General features: G+C 46.3%; 10 protein-coding genes. 4 read left to right on the top strand and 6 right to left on the bottom strand.

Translation table 11 applies throughout. The features are described from left to right. Window positions 1–15 precede the first annotated feature (15 nt). Entirely contained in the window at window positions 16–3,177 is a 3,162-nt protein-coding gene (locus tag ACO1NU_RS00185; RefSeq protein ID WP_448816419.1) for a SusC/RagA family TonB-linked outer membrane protein, read from the bottom strand. A gap of 325 nt (window positions 3,178–3,502) precedes the next feature. Between ACO1NU_RS00185 and ACO1NU_RS00180 the strand changes: the two genes are divergently transcribed. Further along, window positions 3,503–4,546, top strand: a complete 1,044-nt coding sequence (locus ACO1NU_RS00180; protein ID WP_448816418.1) for an Atu2307/SP_0267 family LLM class monooxygenase — start codon at window positions 3,503–3,505, stop codon at window positions 4,544–4,546. 183 nt (window positions 4,547–4,729) lie between these two features. Then, window positions 4,730–6,070, top strand: coding sequence for an NADP-specific glutamate dehydrogenase (gene gdhA, locus ACO1NU_RS00175; RefSeq protein ID WP_448816417.1), 1,341 nt, complete (start codon window positions 4,730–4,732; stop codon window positions 6,068–6,070). A gap of 187 nt (window positions 6,071–6,257) precedes the next feature. Here the strand turns inward: gdhA and ACO1NU_RS00170 are convergent, their stop codons facing one another. From ACO1NU_RS00170 to ACO1NU_RS00155, 4 genes are all read right to left on the bottom strand, one after another. Further along, the gene (locus tag ACO1NU_RS00170) at window positions 6,258–7,340 is read right to left on the bottom strand and encodes a formylglycine-generating enzyme family protein (protein WP_448816416.1); all 1,083 of its coding nucleotides are present in this window, start codon (window positions 7,338–7,340) and stop codon (window positions 6,258–6,260) included. A gap of 130 nt (window positions 7,341–7,470) precedes the next feature. Continuing rightward, window positions 7,471–8,892 (bottom strand): arylsulfatase, encoded by a 1,422-nt coding sequence (locus ACO1NU_RS00165; protein ID WP_448816415.1) that lies wholly within the window; start codon window positions 8,890–8,892, stop codon window positions 7,471–7,473. Window positions 8,893–8,901: 9 nt separating this feature from the next. Then, complete coding sequence (locus ACO1NU_RS00160; protein ID WP_448816414.1) at window positions 8,902–10,431, bottom strand: RagB/SusD family nutrient uptake outer membrane protein; 1,530 nt, start codon at window positions 10,429–10,431, stop codon at window positions 8,902–8,904. Between the two features lie 10 nt (window positions 10,432–10,441). Next, window positions 10,442–13,642: a SusC/RagA family TonB-linked outer membrane protein gene (locus tag ACO1NU_RS00155; RefSeq protein WP_448816413.1), complete on the bottom strand. Its 3,201-nt coding sequence runs from the start codon at window positions 13,640–13,642 to the stop codon at window positions 10,442–10,444. A gap of 550 nt (window positions 13,643–14,192) precedes the next feature. Here ACO1NU_RS00155 and ACO1NU_RS00150 point away from each other — a divergent pair. Beyond that, a complete protein-coding gene (locus ACO1NU_RS00150) occupies window positions 14,193–15,095 on the top strand; it encodes a LysR substrate-binding domain-containing protein (RefSeq protein ID WP_448816412.1) in 903 nt (300 codons plus the stop codon). Between the two features lie 66 nt (window positions 15,096–15,161). Further along, window positions 15,162–16,154: a YeiH family protein gene (locus tag ACO1NU_RS00145; RefSeq protein ID WP_448816411.1), complete on the top strand. Its 993-nt coding sequence runs from the start codon at window positions 15,162–15,164 to the stop codon at window positions 16,152–16,154. A 729-nt stretch (window positions 16,155–16,883) separates the two neighbouring features. On the opposite strand, the gene ACO1NU_RS00140 is transcribed toward ACO1NU_RS00145, so the two are convergent. Next, window positions 16,884–17,271 (bottom strand): transposase (locus ACO1NU_RS00140; protein ID WP_448816410.1); only part of this gene is annotated, 388 nt, incomplete at its 5' end.

Here is a 17,271-nt window from a genome sequence, read left to right as displayed (position 1 = left end):
GATCTGCATTTATAATTAAAAACCTACACTTAGTCCGAATGAAATGATTCTTGAGGATGGATAGTTTCCATTATCCACACCTGGTTCCAGCGTGGTATTGGCCCCAACTACATCCGGATCAAGTCCTTCGTATTTGGTAAACGTGAGGAGGTTCTGGCCATTAACATATATTCTGGCATTGCTCAAACCGCTTTTTCCAAGCACACTCGCCGGAATATTGTAGCCCAGTTCAACATTCCTCAGGCGGAGGAAAGATCCGTCTTCTATCCAACGGTCAGAGTTCCCTCTGGCGTTCTCATTGATCCCCCTGTTCTGAATGCCGGCTGCAAACTGATAGCCGAGACGAGGATACGATGTATTCGTGTTCGTTGGAGTCCATGGATTAATATCCCTCCGGTAGTTTGCATCACCGTAGCTGTCGAGCTCCCTTCTGACATCGTTGTATAGCTTATGTCCGAAGGCACCATACCACTGCATCGAAAAGCTGAAGTTTTTGTACGCAGAATTGAAGATCAGGCCTGTTGTAAACTTAGGCCATGGACTGCCGGCATATTGCCTGTCAAAGTCGTTGATATCATCGTTCGTGCCACCGTCAACCAGGTTAACGAAACGGATGTCTCCCGGCCGGGCATAAGCCTGCTGAGCTTTGTGAGCCGCAATCTCCTCCTCGCTTTGAAAGATACCATCTGTTTTCAGCACGTAGTATTCGCCTATGGAGCGTCCAACCTCTGTGCGGGTGTTGCCTGAGGTGATGTATTCCCGCGGAAGTCCTGTCGCCGGATCGACGCCAAGGTTACCGAAGCCAAGTACCTTATTCCGGATCACACTAACATTAGCAGAAAGATCCCATTTGAAGGCCTGATTACCTGTTTTCGGACGGTAGCCAACCTCCAGCTCTAATCCCTTATTTTCTATGGAACCGATGTTCACGATCGGATCTCCCTGCAGATTGCCCAAATATTGAGGCAAAGGCTGTCCAGTCAATACGTCGCGCGATTCAGAACGGAAGGCGTCTATGGCGATGTTCAGGCGATTGCTGAACAGGGCCGCGTCCAGCCCGATATTGGTCGTTTCTTTTTCCTCCCAGCGCAGCTCTTCGAAAACAAGTTTAGCCTGTGTGGCTCCCGGGAACACCTGTTGCTGATCCCCGAATACTGCACTTGGTGCCTGGTTCAAAAATGGAGTAAACTGATAGTCACCCAGCGTATTCACCCCAAGCACTCCCCAGGAACCGCGGAGCTTCAGATCAGATATCCAGCTTACATCAAAGAAATCTTCTTCAGAGAGCCTCCATGCCAGGGCTACCGACGGAAATGTACCCGTACGGTACTTGGGAGAAAACCGCGAGTCTTTATCTGTCCTGAAGGTCAGCGATGCCAGATAGCGGTCATCATAGGTATAGTTCAACCGTCCCAGGTATGAAGTCAGCAAGGTCTTGAACAGGGTACCCGAAGAGAACCTGTCGCCAGGGTTCCCACTGGTTGACGACAGAGTGGTATAGTAATTCCCGCCGAACTGAGCCAACCGCACGCCCGAACCCAGTGTATTATCACGCTGAGTAGTTTGCTCTGTATATCCCACCACGCCGTTTAGACTGTGCTTGTCAAATTTGAAGTTATAGTTCAGCGTATGCTCAAACAAGTAGCTCAGGTATTGCGAGCGGTTATCGGTAAGCTGACTCAGATCAGGCGACTGATTTTGATACCAGGAACCCTCCCGGCGCACTGTTTTTGCTTTGTCAAAACTGCTCTCCACCCCGGCGTTGAACTTATAGTTTAAGCCATCGATGATCCTGAAGTCGACAAAGGCATTACCGAGTAGTTTAACAAAGTTGGACCTGATAGACGTGATATCCGCAATGGCCACATGATTTCTGGAAAAGGTGTTGATAAATTGGTTGGACCCATATCCCCAGCCTCCCGGATTGTTATTGGTGATCATTGCATCGCTCCTCACAGGAAGGGCGGGCACGCTGGTCCACATGTCATACCAGGGATTGCCTACGGCAAAACCATCTTGAATAGGGTTCTTTAAAGTTGATGTCGAAATAGCCAGGTTCTCTCCGAACTTAAAGCGTCCCTTGGTAGATTCTGTATTCACACGCAAAGATGCACGATCAAAGCCACGGGCGATCAGTGTACCCTCGTCTTTGAAGTATCCGGCAGAAACAAGATAGCTTGATGTACTGCTACCGCCTGAAATACTGGCATTATAGTCCTGAACAGAACCCTGACGAAGCAGCTCATCAGACCAGTTGGTATTCACGGCTCCATTGTAGTTCGCGATTCCCGGCTGTATGGCAATCCCGGAATTGGAGTAGGCCAGGCTGTTCGTTTTTACATACTCCTCGGCAGACATCATATCGTACTTCTTTGGTATCGTCGAAACGCTGTACCTCGATGATACCGAAATCTTAGGCTCACCTTCCCTGCCCTTACGGGTGGTGATCAAGACCACGCCATTGGCCGCCCGTGATCCATAGATCGCAGCCGCAGACGCATCTTTCAGTATCTGTATAGACTCAATATCATTGGGATTAACAGTTGTATTCGGATCTGCAAACATCCCGTCGATCACATACAAGGGACTTGAGGTACCGAAGGTTCCCAGTCCGCGGATGTTCACCACAGCCTCCTGTCCGGGGGCTCCACCATTGCGGACAGATACACCGGCCGACATGCCCTGCAGGGCCTCTGGCATAGATCTGCTCACCACCCGTTCCGTATTCTCGGTGTTCACCACGCCGGTAGCACCCGTCAGGTCACGACGCCTTACCGACTGGTATCCAATTACGACAACTTCATTCAGCGAGTTGGAAGTAGGCACCAGCGTGACATTGATCTGGGTACGTCCGCCCACATTCACTTCCTGACTGGCGAAGCCGATATACGAAAACACCAGCACGGCGTTCTCTGCAACAGTGAGCGAAAAGTTTCCGTTCGCATCTGTGACCGCCCCCCCGCCGGAACCTTTGATAGCCACGCTGACGCCGGGCAGCGATTCGCCATCATCAGCCTTCACCGTTCCTCTTACAACAATGTCGGCTTGCCGTGTCGCAGAAGCCCCGGAGGCATGTACCAATCCGGAACTCAAAATAAAAAAGACGGAACGCATCGGTATCCTATACTCGCTTAGCACTAGGGTCATCAGCCCTGAAAGTAAGTTTTTGCTTTTCATAAAATTTGGTTAGTTCGTTTGCTGGTTTTAGTTACACAAGTCTAGATAATCGGTGTTCCAACGGCTATAAAATTTGAATATTAAGCTGTAAAAATTGATTCACGATGTTACAAATCACTCTAAACCACCTCTGAACAAGGTGTGCAGCCCTTTTCGAAAGACGTTAAACCATTGTACGAAATACACTAAGGTGGCGCTGCCTGCTATGCTTCGATCTAGTGACAAACCGAAAGCTGGAGTCAACATTTGTTTTTGCTGTCCAGATTATTCTTAGCAATTTCACATAGGATAGCGGATATCCGCATCAGCTAACGATAACAACAAAATGGAAATAGGCCTGATTACTTTTGCAGATATGCAACCTGAAGAACTTTCAGGAGGCTCGAGACATGCTCACCAGCGTATAAAAGAATTGTTGGAAGAAATTCAGCTCGCCGATGAACTGGGGCTGGATGTCTTCGGAGTTGGAGAACATCACCGGCCCGACTACGCCGTTTCATCACCCGCCGTTGTTCTGGCCGCAGCAGCAACGCTGACGAAGAAGATCAGGCTGGCCAGCGCAGTCACGGTACTGAGTTCAGACGATCCCGTGCGGGTGTACCAGGACTTCGCCACACTCGACCTGCTGTCTGACGGCAGAGCAGAGATCATGGCGGGGCGTGGATCATTCATCGAATCATTTCCCCTATTCGGGTACAACCTGAACGATTACAACGATCTGTTTAAGGAGAAGCTGGAACTTCTGCTGAAGATCAACGAAAATGAAGTAGTATCCTGGAACGGCAAACACCGCCCTTCATTTCAACATCTTGGCGTCTACCCGCGGGCAAAACAGGAGTCGCTTCCCATCTGGCTTGCTGCAGGCGGAACCCCTGCTTCAGCCGTCCGGGCTGCCACCCTGGGCATGCCGCTGATGCTGGCTATTATCGGCGGGCGCCCCGAGCAGTTTGTGCCCTTCGTGAACCTCTACCGGGAGACGGCAGCAAAGGCAGGCAGAGACCTCTCCACGCTGCAGCTCGGCGTGAACAACCACATGTACATAGGCGAGGACTCACAGAAGGCCGGCGACGATTTCTACCCCTACTATGCAGCCATGATGAACCGCGTTGGACGTGACCGCGGATGGCCACCCCTCAGTAGAGAGCAGTTCGATTATTCACGCTCCGCCGCCGGAGCATTGATGGTGGGTAGTGTACAGCAGGTGATCGACAAGATCCTATATGAACATGAGCTTTTCGGAAACACCCGCTTCCTGGCACAGGCTAGCGTGGGCAACGTTCCGCACAAGCTGACCATGAAATCAATTGAGCTTTTCGGAACAAAGGTGGCACCTGTGGTCAGAAAAGCCATAGAAGACTCAAACAGTTAATCAATACTGTCAGATCTTAGCTCCAGCGGCAGAATTTTCACCGTTTTGCAGCTTATTTGATACAATCCAGGCGCTTAGAAAAAATAAATAATCAATTACCTTTGGTACCCGGGATCAGCAGATTAGCTCCTTTCCCACCTGTACACGGCTTTTTTTAACAACACTAAACATTACTTTAAACTTATGGATGTACTGATTCAAGAATTTATGAAGAAAATCGAGATGCGGAATGCGAACGAACCCGAGTTTTTACAATCGGTGTTCGAAGTAGCCGAATCGATCATCCCCTTTGCTGAAGAACATCCAAAATATAAGAAACACAAGATTCTGGAGCGCATTGCAGAACCAGAAAGAGTCGTCATGTTCCGCGTTCCATGGCTGAATGATGAAGGCGAAGTTGAAATCAACCGCGGATTCAGAGTGCAGATGAACAGCGCCATCGGGCCGTACAAGGGCGGACTTCGTTTCCACCCCTCTGTGAACCTGGGTGTCCTGAAGTTTCTTGCCTTTGAGCAGGTATTCAAGAACAGCCTTACCGGACTGCCTATGGGCGGTGGTAAAGGCGGCTCCGACTTCAATCCCCGTGGTAAATCCGATAACGAAGTCATGAAGTTCTGCCAGAGCTTTATGACCGAGCTGTACCGTCACGTCGGTCCCGATATCGACGTTCCTGCGGGAGACATCGGTGTTGGTGCCCGGGAGATCGGCTTTATGTTTGGCCAGTACAAACGTATAAAAGGCGAATTTACAGGCGTGCTGACCGGCAAGGGCCACGAGTGGGGCGGCAGTTTGATCCGTCCCGAAGCTACAGGATACGGAGTCGTGTATTTTGCCCAGCAGATGCTTCATACAAGAGGGGATTCCATGGAAGGTAAAACCGTGGTAATCTCCGGTTCCGGAAACGTGGCCCAGTTCACTGCTGAAAAATGCCTGGAAGTAGGCGCAAAAGTGCTGACCATGTCGGATTCAGAAGGCTATATCTACGATCCGGCGGGTATCGACAAAGAAAAGCTCGCCTATATCATGGAACTGAAAAACGTAAGACGAGGCCGGATCAGAGAATACGCGGCCAAATACGACTGTGAGTTCTTCGAGGGCCAGAAACCATGGAGCGTAAAATGCGACGTGGCATTTCCGAACGCCACCCAGAATGAACTTGATGGTGTAGACGCTCAGACTCTGGTAGACAACGGCTGCTTCTGCGTGGCAGAAGGTGCCAACATGCCCTCTACTCCCGAAGCCATTCACGTTTTTGAGCAATCACAAATCCTCTACGCTCCAGGCAAGGCGGCAAATGCCGGCGGTGTGGCTGTATCAGGACTGGAGATGTCTCAGAACTCACTGCGCTACTCATGGAGTCGCGAAAAGATCGACAGCAAACTGAAGCTTATCATTGAGCAGATCCACCATGTCTGCGTAAAACACGGACGAATCGACAAAGACTATGTCAACTATGAAAAGGGCGCGAACATTGCCGGATTCGTTAAGGTGGCTGATGCGATGATCGCACAAGGCGTGGTATAAGAACAAATTTCATCAAGACCTTACCGAGGGTGTATCATAATCATGATCACCCTCTTTTTCGTTCCGGGTGAGACTAGTGGCATCCTCTATAATGTCTTTGACCTGGTCAACAGCTGATTAGGTTTCGCGGGTAACCGGCCAATTAAGAAAATATAAATCCTGGACTTTAGTTTTAAAATCAACATACTCATTTATTACTAACACAACGAAAACCAAGGTGTTCAAAGCTACTATCTTCTGTACTCTTCATTCTCCTGGCCACCCTATAACCCGAGCAATAACCATCATTGCACAAAAAGGATCCTCCCCTCATCACTCTCTTTGACGCGGTTGGTTCTGCCGGATCCAGACTTGTTGAAGGACCTTTAGGATTTACAACTCCACTCCGCACATTTTCATAATACTTGTTGTGGTATAAGTCGGCACACCATTCCCAAACATTCCCCGCCATATCGTACAATCCATATCCATTTGGACTAAATGATTTCACAGGAGCGGAATAGTAGAACTTATCTTCCAGTGTATTTCTGGCAGGGAATTTTCCTTGCCAGAAATTCGCTTTAGGAGCACCGCTATTCACAGATTCGTTTCCCCAGGGATATATATTATTCTTCAGCCCTCCACGGGCGGCATACTCCCACTCGGCTTCCGTAGGCAGCCGCTTACCGGCCCACTTGGCATAAGCTTGTGCATCATACCACGACACATGCACAACCGGATAATTTTCTTGACCTCTGATATCGCTTCCTGGCCCCTGTGGATGTCTCCAGTCTGCACCCTCTTTCCACTCCCACCACTGAAAATAGTCGGTAAGGGATACCTCTGTCGCTGGAGCTTTAAAAACTAAAGAAGCCGCTATGAGTAAGCTCTCGTCAGGCTTTGGAGTTCCGGGTGGAAGTTGTCTTTTTATCTCCTCCCAGTCCGGTTTCTTCTCTGCTGTTGTTATGTAGCCGGTCGCATTTACAAATTCAGCAAATTGAGCATTTGTCACTTCTGCTACATCTATCCAAAATCCATCTAACTTTACCTTATGCTTTGGATATTCATCTTCAGCTGCCTGCTCGTTGTCGCCACCCTGCTCAAATTCACCCGCTGGGATCCATACCATCCCATCACGCTCTGCCTGTGTACCTGCCCTGGCCGTTACCTCCATATCTACACTGGCTTTAGAGGAACCTGTTTTAATAGATTGGCCTTTCTGCTGGCAGGAACTTACTATTGAAATTATAGCGACGAGAATGAATGAACATTCCGTTTTTAGACTTGCCATTCTTCTTGAAATAAACGTATATGTCATTTCCGTTTGCCTAAATTACCCCATCTAAAAAACATTTCGAGGTAAGTCTTTAAATATCATCCGCTCGTTAGAGGATCTATTTCTTCTTCAGAATCCTGAGAGCTTATTGTTCCTGATCTGACCAGTCAAAGGTTTTATTCTCCGAAGGGGTCTTGGCTTTTGCCAGGAGGCTCTTTAGCTTTCGCAACTCTGCTGGATACTTCGCAACAAGATTGTTCTTCTCCCCAATGTCTTGCTTGAGATTATATAGCTCCAATATCTCCTTTTTTCCCTGCTCCTTAAAACGAATCAATTTCCAGTCGCCTTGTGTCAGAGCCTCTTTTATGCCACCTTCATTGAACTGCCAATACAGATAGTCATGTTGCTTCTCCTGCTTCTTTCCGAGCAGAGATGGAACGTAGGAAATACCATCAATTCCGGAGGGGACCGCAGCAGACGTCAGTTGTCCAACTGTAGAGAAGATATCCCAGAAAGCCCATGGCACATCACTCTGAGTACCCGCAGGAATTTTTCCCGGAGCTCTTACAAGCAGGGGCACCCTTATACCACCTTCGTAGAGATCACGCTTTACGCCACGGAGGGGACCTCCACTGTTGAAGAACACCGGATCGGCACCACCTTCCTTGTGGGGGCCGTTATCACTTGTAAAGAAGATATAGGTATTTTCATCAAGCCCTAACTGCTTAATAAGTTCAAGAATACGACCAACATCCTGATCTAACTTGGATACCATAGCTGCAAAGGCAGCTCGGGGCTGCGGCTGATCATCATAGTTGCCTTTCTTCTTGAACGGTGTTTCGGGTCCGAACTGACTTGTCCCATCGGGATTTTGAAACTTCTTCAGCAAGTCCGCCGGTACCTTCAGTTCAGCATGTGGCAATGTAAATGGTAAATACAGAAAGAAAGGCTCATCCTGATGTGACCGTACAAAGTTCAGCGCCTTGTTCATGATGAGATCCTGCGTATAATCACTCGAGTCTACCCGTACTTCCTTCGTGATCTTATCCTGAATCTCATATAGCCGACTGGTATAATAGTCATGCGCATGGGCCTGATCAAGATAGCCAAAAAACTCATCAAAGCCTTTCAGATGTGGTGCCCCAAGGGTTTCGGCATCGCCTAATCCCCATTTGCCGAACATGCCCGTTACATAACCATTGGCTTGCAACCTCTCGGCAATAGTAGTATCCTGAGGGCGCAAAGCCGCCTGTCCATCCTTGGCTTTAGCATTCCCTCTGACCCACGCATGTCCCATATTCAGCCCTGTCATCAATGCGCACCTCGAAGGTGCGCAAACCGTGTTGCCCGAATAAAACCTGTTGAACTTGACTCCTTCGTTTGCCAACTGGTCGATATACGGAGTCGGTATTGGAGATCTCTTATTATAGCTTGTCAGATTTCCGTAGCCCAGGTCGTCTGCCAGAATAAATATGACATTGGGCTTCTTCTTTTGCAGCTCCTGAGATCTAAGATCTCTTGCAAAAAGTAATCCTACTAGGATGAAAACGTATCTAAAGTTGTTCATGGTAATTGGTTATTTTCCGTAATTGAGATTTTGGGTTAAAGCAACATTATTTTGGATGGCTATGGAGGGTACAGGCCACAAATAATCACGGTTGGCATTAAAGCTGCGGCTATCGATCCTGTTACCCTTGATATTATAGACATCTGTATTGAGGAGCTTCTCCGCTTGTTTCCAGCGCCGGATGTCAAAATAGTATAGTCCCTCTCCGGCAAATTCTATTCTTCTCTCATGTCTGATCTCTTCCCGCATTTGCTCTTTGCTCAAACCTGTAGGCACATTGGGCATCTTCGCCCGGGCTCTAACCTGATTGATGGCTGCGGACACACTGAGTCCGCCGACCGAAGCGTCGGGACCAATAGCTTCATTCATCGCCTCTGCGTACATCAGAAGCACATCTGCATAACGAAGAAGGATATAATTTAACTCGGATGTACCGCTTGTCGGCACAACTGTCGGCTTCTCGTTGTCTTTGAAAATTGTATACTTTTTTAAACCGTAACCGGTACTTGGATACTGAATATCTGTTACAGATGCACCCTTAAACGTCGTTCCCGGAATAATGACGGTCGCCTGAAGTCTGGAGTCCCTGTTCTCATAAGGTTTTGCCGCATTATATAAGCTAGAATTAGCTATAGGTCTTCCATCTGTAGCGTAATAGTCATTTACAAGACCGGGCAGTGGCGCACACCCCAGCTGCTGATCCAGCATGACATCGAGTGAATGGGCGAATTCGGGGAATTTATACTGAATATCAAAGATCACTTCCGAATTACCTTCGTTCTCCAGATAAAACAGACCGCGATAATCGGGAAAAAGGGTATAAGTCTTTGTATCAATCACCTGCTTAGCTGCAGCTGCGGCTTCTTCCCATTTTCCTGCATATAAAAGAACCCTGGCTTTCAAGGCTTGCACAGCTCCGCGGGTTACTCTTCCTTTATCTGCTCCTGAATAACTAGCTGGCAAAGCATTGTTTGCGGCGGCTTCATCGAGGTCCTTTAAAATCTGAGCGAGGAGTTCCTCAGCTGAGTTCCGCGGTAAATTGGCTTGAGTCTCGTAGTTTGTCGCTTCGGTGATGAGTGGAGCTCCGCCGAAAAGATTCCATAGCGGAAAATAAAACAAGGCTCTTAAAAATTTCGCCTCTGCTTTATAGCGGTTCTTCAGGCTTTCATCCATAGACACTTTGTCAATATTGACAAGCAGATTATTTGCTCGCCCTATCCCTGTGTAGCAGGTATTCCAGGCGCCATTGAAGGTGCTTGTGGCGGCATTGTGCAGGCCTCTGGAAATAATATTCTCGTCGGCATTATACTGATACGCATTAGGTGTAAGGGCGTCCAGGTAAATTGCATTGCGTGCTGAAAACAGCGAATTTGAATTAATTAAAGTTGCGTATGTAGCATTCAGTGCTGCCTCTCCCTGTTCTTTCGTATTCCAGTAAGTATTTTGGGTAAAGCGGTCGGTAGGTGTAACATCCAGGAACGAATCGCTGCAGGCCGTTAATGAAAATAATGTAATGATGATGAATGTATATCTTTTCATGGCGATATTTTTAAAATGAAACATTTACACCGGCAGTAATACTTTTAGCATTGGGATATTCCACCAGATCTCCCCTCGTCAGATTTCTCTCAGGATCGCTGAATTTGAAGTTGGTGAAGGTCAAACAGTTCTGCGCGTTAACGAATAGCTTCAGTTGACTAAGTCCTGCTTTGGAGATGTGTTTTTTAGGTACGGAATAGCTCAACTGCACATTTTTCAGTCGCAAGAAAGAGGCATCCCGCACCCAGAAGCTTGAGGTTTGAAAGTTCTGTGGATAACCATTTGAGGTCGTTAGCCTGGGTAAACTCGCTCCTGTGTTTTCAGGACTCCATGAATCACTTAGCCATTCTCTCGTGACCCCTGCACCATTCTTGTACGGCTGGGCAAGGTTGCCGGTCAGATAGGTATCGACATCTGACAAGCCCTGGAAGATTGCGCTGAAATCGAAGTTTTTGATGCCCAATCCTAAAGAGAACCCATAGGTATATTTTGGAATACTGTTTCCTATAACCACCCTGTCGTTGTTGTCGATGATATTGTTTCCATCCACGTCGCGGTACTTCAAATCTCCTGGCTTCGTTCCTGCATTCTGAAAAGGATGATTTGCAATCTCTTCTTCAGTCTGGAATATACCTTCAGCCTGTAATCCGAAGAAGGCATCAATAGCTGCGCCTTCCTGAGTAATCGTGGATCCACTCAAATAGCGCTGTCCCTGTACATCAAGCACGCGGTTTTTAAGATAAGTTACGTTCGCGCCCAGCGAGTAGCGCAGTTCACGGATCGAATTTTTATATCCTAATGTGAGCTCAACACCCTTATTTGATACGGATCCTATATTCTTAAATGGTCCTGCAAGATTCCCCACTTGTGCGGGAACACTGATCTGTCTAAGGATATTAGACGTTTTTTTATCAAAAAAATCCAATTCAAAGGAAAGGCTATTATTGAAAAAGCTCCCTTCCAGACCGATATCGGCCATTGTAGTAGTCTCCCAGGTAATATTGGGGTCACTCAGTTGAATAACAGCTGCCCCACTCACCACAGTTCCGCCGAAGCTGTAGTTCTGACCAAGTGACATAGCGTCAACATAGCTGAATAACGATATCGACTGATTTCCAAGTTTTCCATAAGATGCACGGAGCTTCAGGTTGCTTATAACTTTGCTGTCTTTCAGGAAATCCTCCTCGCTGATCCGCCATCCGACGGAAAAGGAAGGGAAAAAACCCCAGCGATTTCCTTTGGCGAAACGGGAAGACCCATCATACCTGGCATTGGCTTCTAATAAATATTTATCCGAAAAGTTATAGTTGAATCGCCCGAAATAGGAAAGCAACTTACTTTTCCCTGATGTGCCTGTCACTTGCGGTGAGGTACTACCTGCATTTAACTCCGTCAGATCATTACCCAGATATCCCTGGTTGTATGCTGAAAAATTTCCGTCGTCAAAAGTTTCTATACTAAATCCGCCAAGAAGACCTAATGTATGCTGTCCAATAGTCCAATCCCAATTCAACGTATGATAATTAGTTAAATTAAGATTGTTCGTACTCGCTTGCCGCACTCCTCGTAAAGGCGTGTTTCCAATGGGACTGATCACTCCTGTCTTGGTATTCGTAAGATAAAGTTGTGGATAGGAAAACTTCTCAATGCCATAGAAAAGGTTTGCTGCTACAGTGGCCCGGTATCGCAAATCAAATGGCAGTGCTACTTCGGCAAATAAGTTGGCTAAAGTCCTGTATCGATTGTCTTTCCTGAATCCTTCCTTCGCCAGTGCAACCGGATTACGAAAGAAATTATGTCCCGGCACACGAATCCACTGATCCGCATAAGTTCCATCCTGTGCATAGGGTGTTTGCATTGGTAAACCGCGGTAAATCAATCCCATAAGCCCCCCTTCCCCATTGCCTTCATCTGCAGTATAAGCGCTTTCCTGGTTTGACCAAAAATTCCCCACCAGGCTGGCTCCCACCTTCAATCTTTTGTTAATGTCTGAGGTGATATTGGTATTCAGGGAATATCTCTTTCCGTTTGTTTCTATCATAATGCCGTCCTGATCGAGATAGCCGAGTGAAATGGAGAAAGCCGTTTTTTCCGATCCTCCTGAAAGACGTAAGCTATGTTCCTGTAAAGGCGCGCTTTTGAACATCAAGTCAAACCAATCTGTGTTGGGATAAATGAAGGAATCCATCCCCGCTTTGTATTCAGCAATGAGTTCGGGAGAACTTTCTGCGGGCTTGCCTTCGTTTGCCAGCGCTCTGTTTTTTCCCTCCATATACTCTACTGAACTGGTAACAGCATCGGGAAATTGGGTGGCTTTTTGGCTTCCTGCATAAAAATTATAGTCGAAACGGAAGCTGCCGCGCTTACCCCCCTTAGTCTTAACGAGAATCACACCATTAGCGGCCCTGTTTCCATATATCGAGGCCGAGGCAGCGTCTTTCAGGACGGATATGCTCTCAATATCATTTGGATTAACATCGCCCAGCGGAAATTCAATACCATCGACCAAAACAAGAGGATTGCTATTGTTCAAGGTACCTGTACCACGGATACGGATAGTGGCTGCATCCGCGCCTGGCCGGCCTTTTGTCTGATTGGTAAAAACACCAGGCAGGTTTTGCAGAGCTTGGGTCGAATTTGTAATCGGCCGGTTGGCGAGCACTCTCTGATCCAAGCTCGCTACTGAACCAGTAAGATTCACTTTCTTTTGTGAACCATAGCCCACGACGACGACTTCATTCATCTCATTCACGACTTCTTCCAAATAGATGTTGACAGGGCTTTCTCGAACCACGAATTCAAGGGTCTTGTATCCCAGATAACTAATTGTAAGCGTATAGGGAAATTTCTGTCCGGTTACAAAACCGAATTTCCCTTCTGCATCTGTAACCACCTTATGTGTTGTTCCCTGAATAGTAACATTCGCACCTGGAAGTACTTCCCGACTTTTAGAATCGAATACCTTTCCTGACAAAGTGGAATTGATGAGTGGTTGTGTCTGCTGAGCTTCAGACACAAAAGGGATTAAACAAGTCAGAAGGATTAGAAGAAGAGTTGGAGAAGAAACTCCAGGTTGGGACTTGGCTTTTTTCCGACTATCAGTATCTGTTCTTTTCAAAAACAGGTCATTTCTTGATAGATTGGAAAATAATAGTGCTTGCTTTAAAGTCCAGGCATAGAGTACCAGGTTGACTTTGTCAAACTTTTGCATATTTTTGATTGGGTTTAAATGTTTGATGAAAAGAGGCGGCGCAACTCCAATTGACAGCCTCAATCATTGATCTTTCCTAAAAGAAGCACTTGCCGGTGCTTCTTTTTTATGTAAAATAAGGTGCTAACATTGACATATAGCGCCCTCTGATTTAGCATCATCCATTCCTCTTAGGGAGAGGAGCCATACTTTAACATTAGAATTTAGCAACTCTGTTGTTGCACTTTGGGGAGATTCTACTATGAACATTGTAGCTGATATTTTCTCAAATATAATAGAATAAAGATTAAACTACCAAAATTATAGAGTAAATAGTTTTGTGTCGAATACGGAAGAACATCATGAGCACCTGGAACAAAAAACTGCACCTCTCCCATTCGAATTATCTTGTGCCAAACAACTGATACATATAGAGCTATCACACCTTGAAAGATGATCAAGGTAAGCGCGAGCGGGAGGGGGATTTGTGATCTGCTTGGCACAGTATTAAATTGCCGACATGCAGAGATAAGCATCTGTTCTGGGGAATATATTTTAGTTTTGCGTTGCTATGCTCGACTTTAGATTGAAGGTATTCGGTGCAGTTGCCAAAAAGCTGAACTTTACAAAAGCAGCTGAGGAACTATTTATCAGTCAGCCGGCTGTTACCAAGCATATACGTGAGTTGGAAAGTCACTTCAAAACAACTTTGCTGGAGAGAAGCGGAAACAGAAAGGTCGTATTAACACCCGCAGGAGAGAGGTTGCTTCTGTATACTGAAAAACAAAACGCTTTATACAGCGAACTTGAGTTTGACATCAATCTGCTATCAAATCAATATTCCGGAATTCTTCGGATTGGAGGAAGCAATACTGTATCACAATATGTAATTCCCGCTGTCCTGGCTAAATTCCATGAAAGGTTTAAAGACGTTAAAGTAAACCTTGTTACCGGCAATACAGAACAAATTGAGCAAGCGCTATTACATGGAGAAATCGAACTGGGCATTGTAGAGGGTATCAAGCGCAATGGCCGACTGAAATATGACAGCTTCTTAAAAGACGAATTGGTTCTGGTGTGCGCCACGGCAAACGGTTTGGTCAAAAAAGACACCATTACTTCCTCAGAACTCAAGAACTTACCTTTTCTGCTGAGGGAACCAGGATCCGGCACGCTTGATGTAGTTGCTCACACATTGGAGAAATCGGGCCTTTCCCTGGCTGATTTAAAGATCGAGATGCAACTCGGAGGAGCAGAAAGCATAAAAGCCTACTTGCTCCACAGTAACTGTTTCGCCTTCTTATCGGTACAGGCTATCATTAACGAACTTCGATCCGGCTCCCTAAAAATTGTGGATGTGAAAGGACTCGCCATAGAACGCCCCTTTTATTTTGTCCAACAACATGGCCATCTCCCCGGACTAGCCAACGTTTTCATGAACTTCTGTAGAAGCACGCAGGAGTTTGTGAGATAGTCGATAACCCTGGGTTATCGGTGATCACTATTTGCGATAAAAATCCAGGAGTTCTTTAATTGAACTTTGCAGCATGAATATGCAAGAAAGTCAATTAGCCCCCGAGGTGAAGCCTCAACTTCTATCTTTAAACGAGCCTACCAAAAGGATAGTTTTCATTATTGCTCTTATATTCTGTCTCACGCCATTGTCAGCCCTGCTATTGCTTTGGTTATGGGGATTGCTGCCGCGCAAATCATTGGTCACCCATATCCTCATCTAAATAATCAGGCTACCCACTGGCTACTCCAGGCATCTGTCGTTGGATTGGGGTCCGGCATGAATATAGATCATGCGTTGCAACCGGGCAAAACAGGATTAAGCCTCACAATAGCTTCTATCACGCTGACATTATTGCTCGGATATTTTCTAGGCAAATCTTTAAATATCGACAAGAAAATATCCTATTTGATCGCAGCGGGAACGGCCATCTGCGGAGGGAGTGCCATTGCGGCGATATCGCCTGTCATCAAAGCACAGGAAAAGCAAATATCTGTAGCATTGGGATGTATTTTCATCCTGAATTCAATTGCCCTATTTGCGTTTCCAATGCTTGGCAATTACTTTCATCTTTCCCAATCACAGTTTGGCTTATTGTGTGCTATTGCCATTCAGGACACTAGTTCCGTCGTTGGAGCCGCCAGCAAATACGGTCCTCATGCACTGGAAGTGGCCACAACGGTAAAAATGGGTCGGGCGCTATGGATTATTCCTGTGGCTTATTTATCGAAGTATATTTTCGAGAGCAAAACAGCTAGAATTCAGATCCCCTACTTCATCGGACTATTCGTCCTGGCCATAATTGGCAATACATACGTGCCTATAATCAACACGTGGAGCCCGGTTATCGTCACGGTTGCTAAGGCAGGACTCACGTTGACGTTATTTTTAGTGGGAGCTGGCTTATCCAGAAAGATCTTAAAAGCTGTCGGACTAAAGCCAATCATCCAAGGTATTGCACTATGGATATTTATCAGCGTAACAACACTTCTTGCAATAGTAAATTTTGCTGCAGCATAAAGCAGAAATAGGGATGGCTATTTCTTAAGGTCGGAGAGTTTCTATAATGTCGCTTCCGAAGTCGACAGAATATTTGATGATAAAGATAAGCGGGATATATACGGAGGTTCCCTTCACGAGCGGTCTCATGGAGAAAGCTTCCTGGCCTTGCTTTACAACAAGCTTAGTGGGAAGGGCCTTTATATTTTTGATGAACCCGAATCTGCTTTATCTATAGTAAGCCAGTTCAAAATGCTTACCAGGATAAGGTACTTGGCGGACAAGGAGTCTCAGTTCATTAGCGACCCATTCACCCATATTAATGACGTATCCTGATGCTGATATTTATTGTGTGACCGATGATGGACTTCAGCTTATGAACTACGAGGATACTGAACAGTATAAATTGACGAAATACTTCATCAACAATTACCAAAAAATGCTTGCGAGCTGAGACTAGATTAGATTCCTGGTGAATAAATATGCGAATCTGCACTTATTTTAAGTAATACCAGAAAACAAAAAAGCCGCTAATCTTTGCGATTAGCGGCTTTCGAGACCTTGATATATTATCAGCGGTGAGGGAGGGAAATGTAACTTGACTATTTTTAGCCCCTGTCGCAGTAATATGTGTGTTTTTGAAATAGAGGTCTCGCTAAAGACGGGAGTGTAATATCAACTGTGTCATTGGCGTCCAGGGCAGATTGATTGTGGAAAACTCCCCACATAGAGTTTTCCATGGTCAATCTGCTAACCATGCAGGCTTATTTTAAGTCTGTCCTCAAACATAATATAAAGTTGAGATAAGGTCAAGCTCCAGTTTCTTAACGGCATGGTCCATTTTTCAGATACTCGCTGTACTACCAGATAGACCAGCTTCAGCAAAGCATTGTCCGAAGTAAAGCCGCCTTTGGTCTTGGTAACCTTTCGTACCTGTCGGTGAAAGCCTTCCACTGTATTGGTCGTGTAAATTACCTTGCGGATATGGGCGTCAAAGCGGAAAAAGGTCGATAGGTTCTCCCAGTTAGCATACCACGAGTGAATAGGAACAGGATACTTCTTGCCCCACTTTTCATCCAGTAAGATCAGGTTCTCATATCCTTCTTCTTTACTTAGCGCCTGGTATACCATTTTTAAG

The organism is Arcticibacter sp., from assembly GCF_053551015.1.
The sequence above is the reverse complement of the archived record's forward strand: the minus strand, read 5'-3'. Positions and strand labels throughout refer to the sequence as shown.

Coding starts and splice junctions, on each gene's coding strand:
- ACO1NU_RS00185 (WP_448816419.1), bottom strand. CDS start 3,177: ATGAAAAGCAAAAACTTACTTTCAGGGCTGATGACCCTAGTGCTAAGC.
- ACO1NU_RS00180 (WP_448816418.1), top strand. CDS start 3,503: ATGGAAATAGGCCTGATTACTTTTGCAGATATGCAACCTGAAGAACTT.
- gdhA (WP_448816417.1), top strand. CDS start 4,730: ATGGATGTACTGATTCAAGAATTTATGAAGAAAATCGAGATGCGGAAT.
- ACO1NU_RS00170 (WP_448816416.1), bottom strand. CDS start 7,340: ATGGCAAGTCTAAAAACGGAATGTTCATTCATTCTCGTCGCTATAATT.
- ACO1NU_RS00165 (WP_448816415.1), bottom strand. CDS start 8,892: ATGAACAACTTTAGATACGTTTTCATCCTAGTAGGATTACTTTTTGCA.
- ACO1NU_RS00160 (WP_448816414.1), bottom strand. CDS start 10,431: ATGAAAAGATATACATTCATCATCATTACATTATTTTCATTAACGGCC.
- ACO1NU_RS00155 (WP_448816413.1), bottom strand. CDS start 13,642: ATGCAAAAGTTTGACAAAGTCAACCTGGTACTCTATGCCTGGACTTTA.
- ACO1NU_RS00150 (WP_448816412.1), top strand. CDS start 14,193: ATGCTCGACTTTAGATTGAAGGTATTCGGTGCAGTTGCCAAAAAGCTG.